Source organism: Acidiphilium sp. (assembly GCF_049977125.1).
GTDB lineage: Bacteria > Pseudomonadota > Alphaproteobacteria > Acetobacterales > Acetobacteraceae > Acidiphilium.
Genome location: NZ_JBMFGY010000049.1, coordinates 16152 through 24090 on the forward strand (window position 1 = coordinate 16152; position 7939 = coordinate 24090).

Annotated in this window: 6 protein-coding genes; 2 read left to right on the forward strand and 4 right to left on the reverse strand. The window is 62.9% G+C overall.

All coding sequences use genetic code 11. The features are described 5' to 3' along the window. Positions 1 to 199: 199 nt before the first annotated feature. Both ACP5E6_RS09570 and ACP5E6_RS09575 read left to right on the forward strand, forming a co-directional pair. Positions 200 to 838: a 2OG-Fe(II) oxygenase gene (locus ACP5E6_RS09570; RefSeq protein WP_427954005.1), complete on the forward strand. Its 639-nt coding sequence runs from the start codon at positions 200 to 202 to the stop codon at positions 836 to 838. A gap of 2 nt (positions 839 to 840) precedes the next feature. Further along, positions 841 to 2049: a CynX/NimT family MFS transporter gene (locus ACP5E6_RS09575; protein WP_427954006.1), complete on the forward strand. Its 1209-nt coding sequence runs from the start codon at positions 841 to 843 to the stop codon at positions 2047 to 2049. 266 nt (positions 2050 to 2315) lie between these two features. On the opposite strand, the gene ACP5E6_RS09580 is transcribed toward ACP5E6_RS09575, so the two are convergent. From ACP5E6_RS09580 to kdsA, 4 genes are all read right to left on the reverse strand, one after another. Then, the gene (locus ACP5E6_RS09580) at positions 2316 to 2423 is read right to left on the reverse strand and encodes a type II toxin-antitoxin system Phd/YefM family antitoxin (protein WP_427954007.1); all 108 of its coding nucleotides are present in this window, start codon (positions 2421 to 2423) and stop codon (positions 2316 to 2318) included. Between the two features lie 72 nt (positions 2424 to 2495). Then, the gene (gene pnp, locus ACP5E6_RS09585) at positions 2496 to 4643 is read right to left on the reverse strand and encodes a polyribonucleotide nucleotidyltransferase (RefSeq protein ID WP_427954008.1); all 2148 of its coding nucleotides are present in this window, start codon (positions 4641 to 4643) and stop codon (positions 2496 to 2498) included. A 325-nt stretch (positions 4644 to 4968) separates the two neighbouring features. Beyond that, positions 4969 to 6780: a penicillin-binding protein 2 gene (gene mrdA / locus ACP5E6_RS09590; protein ID WP_427954009.1), complete on the reverse strand. Its 1812-nt coding sequence runs from the start codon at positions 6778 to 6780 to the stop codon at positions 4969 to 4971. A 348-nt stretch (positions 6781 to 7128) separates the two neighbouring features. Then, positions 7129 to 7938: a 3-deoxy-8-phosphooctulonate synthase gene (gene kdsA / locus ACP5E6_RS09595; RefSeq protein WP_427954010.1), complete on the reverse strand. Its 810-nt coding sequence runs from the start codon at positions 7936 to 7938 to the stop codon at positions 7129 to 7131. Position 7939: the final 1 nt, after the last annotated feature.

Below are 7939 nucleotides of genomic sequence, written 5' to 3' on the forward strand. Positions count from 1 at the left end.
CAGGTGCACGATGCCGGGCCAAGACATCAGCTTGCTCCACCCCGCCTGGATGAACACCGCGGCGAGCGCGAGCCTTCCGAACAAAATACCGAAATCCGAACCACCGCGCCGCATGATTTTCATTCGGCCCTCCCTTCCTGTAAGATCGCTCCCATCTAAGCCCCATCAAATTCGGCGCTTGTCAAACGAAAGCCAGTCCATGAGCGGAACCATCCTCGATCTCGAAGGCCTCGCCGCCATGCCGGTGGCATCCGACCCGTTCACCCATTTGGTGATGCGCGGGTTCATCCGCCCGGAGCGGTTGGCGGGGGTGGTGGCTGGCCTGCCGCCGATTGCCGCGCGAGGTAGTTTCCCGATCGAGTCGTTGCGGCTCGGAACAGATGCAGCGACACTCGTGCATGAAATGCGGAGCGATGCGTTTCGCGCTGTGATCGCCCGTCAGTTTAACCTTGATCTGACCGACGCACCGGTGATGATAACCTTGCGCGGGCAGACCGGTGCCAAGGATGGGCAGATCCATTGCGATTCCGTCGCGAAGCGCGTTACGATATTACTTTATCTCAATCCGGCGAGCGAAGCCTGGGCGCGGCAGGATGGATGCCTGCGTCTACTGCGCGGCTCAAACGATCTTGAAGATTATGCGGTCGAGGTGCCACCGGTCGATGGCACGCTGCTGGCCTTTCCGAATGGGCCGACCTCGTGGCATGGCCATCGCACCTTCGTTGGCAAGCGCTATACGGTGCAGCTCAACTATATGACCACCGATGCCAAGGCGAAATACGAAATGCGCCGGCACAAGGTATCGGCGCTGGTCAAGCGCTTTTTGCCCGCCGCCTGATCGTGGCACGGCTTGCCACGATCGAAACCACAAGGCGGCTATGGTCCGGGCGGCAGATTCTGTTGCTGGCCGGGGTGTTGCTGATCGCGGCGAATCTGCGACCCGGCATCACCTCGGTCTCGCCACTTTTGGTGCTGATCGGCACCTCGCTCGGTCTCGGCAGCTTCGGTCTGATCGCCCTGGCGACGATTCCCGTAATATGCTTTGCCGCGCTCGCGCCGGTGAGTTTGCCGTTGCAACGGCGGTTTGGGTTGGAGTCGGTTGTACTGGGTGTGCTTGCGCTGCTGTTTGTGGGGCTGGCGCTCCGACTGATCGATTCCGCATCCGCCCTCTATAGCGGCACAATTCTGGCGGCAGGGGCCATCGCGGTGGGCAATGTGCTGATCCCGGCGATCGTGAAGCGTGATTTTCCAGGCCGCGTCGGGCTGGTCACCGGATTATACGTCACGATTCTGTATGTCACCGCGGCGACCGGTGCGGGGGTGAGCGTGCCGCTGGCGCATGCCACTGAGCTGAGTTGGCGTTTCGCGCTTGGATTCTGGGCGATACCGGCGCTCGTGGCATTGGTCGTGTGGCTGCCCCAACTGGCGCATGGCGCCACCCGTGTGCCGTTGCAGCACTGGTCGGGTGGCTTCGCGCGGATGGCGCGCAGCCCGTTGGCCTGGGCGGTAACGCTGTTCATGGGATTCCAGTCACTTGGCTATTATGCGCTGCTGTCATGGCTGCCAGCCCTGTTGCACAGTGTGGGGGTTACGCCGGCGACGGCGGGGCTGATGTTGTCGGTCAGTACCATCGTGGCATTGCCATCAACGCTGGTCACGCCAAGCCTGGCTGCCCGCAGTCGCGATCAGCGCGGCCTGACCATCGCGATTCTGAGCGTGACCCTGGTCGGTTACCTCGGTTTGATGCTGGCACCGGGGGCGGCACCATGGCTGTGGGTCGTGATCATGGGGGTCGGGCAGGGTGCGATGTTTCCGCTCGCGCTCACCTTCGTCGTGCTGCGGGCTGGCGGGGCGACTGAAGCGATGGCTCTGTCGGCCTTCTCGCAAACCATCGGCTACGCTGTCTCGATCGCCGGACCACTCGGCATGGGCGCGCTGCACGCGCTCACCGGGCAATGGTGGGTCGCGATGGCGTTTGAAACGGCAACGCTGATCCCGACCCTCTGGTTCGGCCTACGGGCCTCGCGGCCGGAAACGATCAACCTTTAGCTCACGACACACGTTTCAGACGCTAGAGCGTTATGCTTTCAGCTTAACGCTCTAGCTCTATATTTTTTCAAGCGATTTCAAGCGATTTCATGCGATTATGTTGCCGCTGCCGCGTTAGATTAATCGCATATCGCTCTAGACGCAACCGACTGATTTAGTTCGGCACGGCGACAGGCAGGGCATCGGTTGCTGGCGGCGGTGTCGAGGCGACGGACCAAGGTTTCGCGGCAATGATGTCGAAGTTGGTGGTTTATGCTTGATCGGTTTCAAGGGAACGAGAGGGTGCCGTGGCGGGTGATGATAATGTTCTCACCCGCCAAAGCCCGCTCCGTCACTGCCGAAAGATTGTTCTTGGCATCGGCAGTGCTTTGCATGGCCGCATCAAGGTGAGCGGCCATACAGAAATCAAAAGTTCTTTGCTATTTTTTTACAAAAAGTAGCGTTGGTTACTCCGCCGCATCCTCACGCCGGCCCTTGCCGCCGACCTGATCCGAGATGTCCGCACCGGTCGCCTGATCCACCACGCGCATCGACAGCTTGACCTTGCCGCGATCGTCGAGTCCGATCATCTTGACTTTGACGACATCGCCCGCCTTGACCACATCGCCGGTCCTGGCAACGCGGCCCTGGGCAAGCTCGCTGATATGAACCAGGCCGTCGCGGGCGCCGAAGAAGTTCACGAAGGCGCCGAAATCGGCCACTTTCACGACCTTGCCGGTGTAGATCATGCCGACTTCCGGTTCGGAGGTCAGGCCGCGGATCTTGTCGATCGCCTTCTGCGCCTGCTCGTCGGACGTCGCGGCGATCTTGATCGTGCCGTCGTCCTCGATGTCGATCTTGCAGCCGGTCTGCTCGACGATCTCGCGGATCACTTTGCCGCCGGTGCCGATCACGTCGCGGATCTTGTCCTTTGGCACGGAAATCACGGTGATGCGCGGTGCATTTTGCGAAACATCGTCACGTGAGCCCTGTAGCGCCTTGGCCATTTCGCCGAGGATATGCATGCGGCCGTCTTTCGCCTGATCCAGCGCGATCTTCATGATCTCGAAGGTGATCGAGGTGATCTTGATGTCCATCTGCAGCGAGGTGATGCCGGATTCGGTGCCGGCGACCTTGAAATCCATGTCGCCGAGATGATCCTCGTCACCCAGGATGTCGGACAGCACGGCGAAGGCGCGATCTTCCTTGATCAGACCCATCGCGATGCCGGCGACCGGACGGGCCAGCGGCACGCCGGCGTCCATCAGCGCGAGCGAGGTGCCGCAGACGGTTGCCATCGAGGAGGAGCCGTTGCTCTCGGTGATTTCCGAGACCACCCGCAGAGTGTACGGGAACTTGTCCTTGCCGGGGAGCAGCGGGTGGATGGCGCGCCAGGCGAGCTTGCCGTGGCCGACTTCACGACGGCCGGGGCTGCCGACGCGGCCGGTCTCGCCGACCGAGAAGGGAGGGAAATTGTAGTGGAGCATGAAATGCTCGCGGTATTCCCCTTCGATCGCATCGATCATCTGCTCGTCCTGGGCGGTGCCGAGCGTGGCAACGACCAGCGCCTGGGTCTCGCCGCGGGTGAACAGCGCGCTGCCGTGGGTGCGCGGCAGAACGCCGACTTCGGCGAGGATCGGGCGGACGGTTTTGGTGTCACGGCCATCGATTCGGATGCCATGATCGAGGATCGCGTTGCGGACGATGTCGGCCTCGAGCTCCTTGAACATACCGCGGGCTTTGTCGGCCGGGAGACCTTCCTCGGTGAGCTTGGCGAGGGTTTCGGATTTCACGGCACCGAGTTTCTCGTGGCGGACGCCTTTTTCCTTCTCGTCATAGGCGGCGCGGAGACCTTCACGGGCGAGCGCATCGAGGCGCGCGGCAAGAGTCTTTTCCTCTTCGCTCTCTTCGGTTAGCGGCCAGGGTTCCTTGGCCGCGTGTTCGGCGAGCTCGACAATCGCCTGAATCACCGGTTGAAACGCCTTATGACCGAACGCCACGGCGCCGAGCATGACCTCCTCGGAGAGTTCGCTGGCCTCGGATTCGACCATCAGAACGCCTTCGGCGGTGCCGGCGACGACCAGATCGAGTTTGCTCTCCTTGATCTGCGCCGAAGTCGGGTTGAGAACGTATTCACCATCGATATAGCCGACACGCGCGGCACCGACCGGGCCGAAGAACGGAATCCCCGACAGGGTCAGCGCCGCCGAGGACGCGACCAGGGAAAGAATGTCCGGTTCGTTCTCCAGATCGTGGCTCAGCACGTTGACAATGACCTGCACCTCGTTTTTGAACCCGTGCGGGAACAACGGGCGGATCGGGCGGTCGATCAGGCGGCAGATCAGGGTTTCACGGTCAGTCGGCCGACCTTCGCGCTTGAAGAAACCGCCCGGGATGCGCCCGGCGGCGTAGAATTTCTCCTGGTAGTTCACCGTGAGCGGAAAGAAATCCTGCCCCGGCTTAACGCTGCGGGCGCCGACGGCGGTGGCCAGCACCACGGTGTCACCGTAGGAGGCGACCACGGCGCCATCAGCTTGGCGCGCGACCTTACCGGTTTCGAGAATGAGCTTGCGCCCACCCCAGTCGAGTTCCTTGCGAAAATACTTATCGAACATCGTTCAGTCCTTCATACTTAAAGGACCGGAAAGGCCGGCATCGGGCGGCGTGAAGCGGGGCCAGCGTCTCGGGCGGCATGGGTCGGGCTGTGTGGAGCACAGCCACGGGCCATGTGGCCGGAAACGCCGGAGAGACCGGCATTCCACGCAACCGAATGACCTTAGCCCTTCCGATCGCATCCGGGAGACCATTCCCCCGGTTCATCCACGCCAAGTTGGCATGCAGTACCCCTGTAGCGGATTTCTTGACGCAGGGCTACTGCCGGTTGCGGCATGCGGACTGGCTCGGATCGACACCCCTGCACCATATCGACCCAACGACGCATCACCCGATCACGAGATCCTGACGAAATGCCGCCGCGAACAGATCGCGCGCGACTTTCACCGGCCCCAGCAGCGTACCGTGCTCGATCACCACCGCCGCCGCGAACCGGGGTTGCATCACCGGCGCGTAGCCCACGAAGAGAGCATTCGGGCGGAATTTCCAGGGCAGCCGCGAATCGTTGTAATTTGCCGCCTCCATCGCCGCGTCTTCATTGATCACCTGCGCTGTCCCCGTCTTGCCGGCCATGCGCACGCCGCCCGGAAGTATCAGTCGCGCGCCCCAGGATGTGCCCATCGGGGTATTCACGACCTCGTCCAGCCCCCGCCGCACCACTTCCCAATGCAGATCATCCAGTCCCAACCCCCGCGGCGGTGGCCGATCGGTCATGACGCCGCCGACTGATCGCACCAGATGGGGCGCCACCGCGCGACCGGTCGCCACCCGCGCAATCATCGTCGCGAGGTTCAGCGGGGTGAATAGCGTGTAACCCTGCCCAATCCCCTGCACCGCGGTGTCACCCTCGGTCCAGTTGATCCGCCGTTGCCGCGCCCAGCCATGGGTTGGCAGGAATCCGGTGGCTAGGCCGGGAAAATCGAGTCGCGGCTGTCCTGTCAACCCGAGCAAGGTACCCATCGCCGCCATCCGATCGATCCCTGCGCGCATCGCGACATGATAATAGAACACATCGCAACTCTGTTGCAGTGCCGAGGCCGCGTCCATTGATCCATGGCCCGATCGCAGCCAGCAATAGAATATCCGGTCGCCGATCTTGAGATACCCCGGGCAAAAGAACCGCGTCTCCGGCGTAATCGCGCCGCAGCGCAACGCCGCCAGCGCAACCGTGGGCTTGAACGACGACCCCGGTGCGTACAGCCCTTGCGTCGCCCGATCAGTGAGTGGCCGTTCCGGATCCCGCATCCAGCCCGACCATACCGCATCCGGTACGCCCTGATCGAACCAGGCCGGGTCGAACGACGGCGCACTCGCCATCGCGAGGACAGCACCATCCTGCACATCGAGCAGCACGACCGCTCCCGCGCGCCCGTTCAGTGCCGCCACCGCCTCGCGCTGCAACGAGGCATCGAGAGTCAACGCGACCGTCTTGCCCTGTTGACCGGCATTCCGGTCGAGCACCCGCACCACGGAGCCTAGCGCGTCCACCTCGGTCTCGACCACGCCGGGGGCGCCGAGCAGATCGGCCTGACGCGCCTGCTCGATACCGGCTCCCCCCACCCGCGCGCCGGGCAGAGCCAGCACCGGATAACGCGTCGCCTCGGCCGCGTCTGGCCGCACCACGTAGCCGATGGTGTGCGCCGCCGCCGCGCCCAGCGGATAATAGCGCGAAAAACCTCGATCGATGATCACGCCGGGCAATTGTGTCGCATGCACCTCGAGACGGGCCATTTCTGCCCAGTCCAGATCATGCTTGAGCACCACCGGCACATATCGCGCGGGCCCGGCAAGAAGCGCCGTCAGCCGTGCCCGCTCCGCCGGCGACAAAATCACCAGCGACGCAAACCGCGTCACGACCTGCTCGGGGTCATGCGCATCGGTGATCAGAAACAAGGCCCGCCAATGCTGGCGGTTGCCGGCGAGAAGGGCTCCGGTCCGATCCGTGATCAAACCACGCTCCGGCGCGATCAGCCGCTGCGCGATAGCATTGTCGCGCGCCCGCCGACGGTAGCGCGGATGCTCGATTACCTGCAGATCATAGAGCCGCGCCACCAGCCCGCCAAACACCAGGGTCTGCACCCCGCCCAGGATCAGCGCCCGCCTGGTGAACCTGCCCCGTTCAATCGTATCGCGTGCCATGATTCGTCTTGTGCGACGATGCCCGCCGCAACCCAAGTCGCTCTCAGGACACGATTATGCGAGCAACGCGGCACAGGTTCAGCCTACGAGCCGCCGGTGATCGCTTATCGCCCGATCATGACGATGGCCGTGCGGCCGGGCTGATTGTCCGCCGGCGGATTGCCGAATTGATCCCGAAACCGGACCGTTAGAGCGTTATGCTTTCAGCGTAACGCTCTAACTCTATGTTTTTTCGAGTGATTTTATGCGACGATGTTGCCGCTGTCGCGTCAACTTAATCGCATATCGCTCTCGACCCAGAATCGAACGGCGCATCACGGCATCCTCGCGGGACAAGTCGGTTCCCGATTATCCCGAGGATTTGGCGACAAGGTCGAAACGCTGCAACCGTGCCAACAGCGCTGGCATCTGGGCCAGCGGTATCATGTTCGGCCCATCCGAGGGCGCATGATCAGGATCGGGGTGACATTCGATGAACAGCGCTGCACACCCCACCGCTAAAGCCGCCCGCGCCAACATAGGAGCGAATTCGCGCTGCCCGCCCGATGAGCCGCCCAGACCGCCGGGCTGTTGTACCGAATGCGTGGCATCAAACACGACCGGATATCCGGTGCGCGCCATGATCGGCAGCGCCCGCAGGTCGCTGACCAGCGTGTTGTAGCCGAAACTAGCGCCGCGCTCGGTCAGCAGGATGCGCTCGTTGCCGGTGCTGGCGATTTTGGCGGCGACGTTGGCCATGTCCCACGGGGCAAGGAACTGGCCCTTCTTCACGTTGATCGCGCGGCCGGTGTTGCCGGCGGCCAGCAACAGATCGGTCTGGCGGCAGAGAAAAGCGGGGATCTGCAGAACGTCGACCGCCTCGGCCACCGGCGCGCATTGGTGCGCATCATGCACGTCGGTCAATACCGGGATGGCAAATTTGGCGCGGATGTCGGCTAATATCTGCAAGCCCGCCGCCATGCCGACGCCACGCCCGGTGCCGAGGGAGGTGCGGTTGGCCTTGTCATAGCTCGATTTGAAGATCAACCCGATGCCGAGAGCGCGCGTCATGTCGACAAGCGCTGCGGCAACACCCATCGCATGGTCGGCGGATTCGATCTGACAGGGGCCGGAAATCAGAGTGAAGGGAAGGTCGTTGCCGAGGGTGAGATTGTCGATG

Excerpts from the sequence above, each read along its gene's own strand:
- ACP5E6_RS09570 (WP_427954005.1), top strand. The coding sequence starts at position 200 with ATGAGCGGAACCATCCTCGATCTCGAAGGCCTCGCCGCCATGCCGGTG.
- mrdA (WP_427954009.1), bottom strand. The coding sequence starts at position 6,780 with ATGGCACGCGATACGATTGAACGGGGCAGGTTCACCAGGCGGGCGCTG.
- pnp (WP_427954008.1), bottom strand. The coding sequence starts at position 4,643 with ATGTTCGATAAGTATTTTCGCAAGGAACTCGACTGGGGTGGGCGCAAG.
- ACP5E6_RS09580 (WP_427954007.1), bottom strand. The coding sequence starts at position 2,423 with ATGCAAAGCACTGCCGATGCCAAGAACAATCTTTCGGCAGTGACGGAG.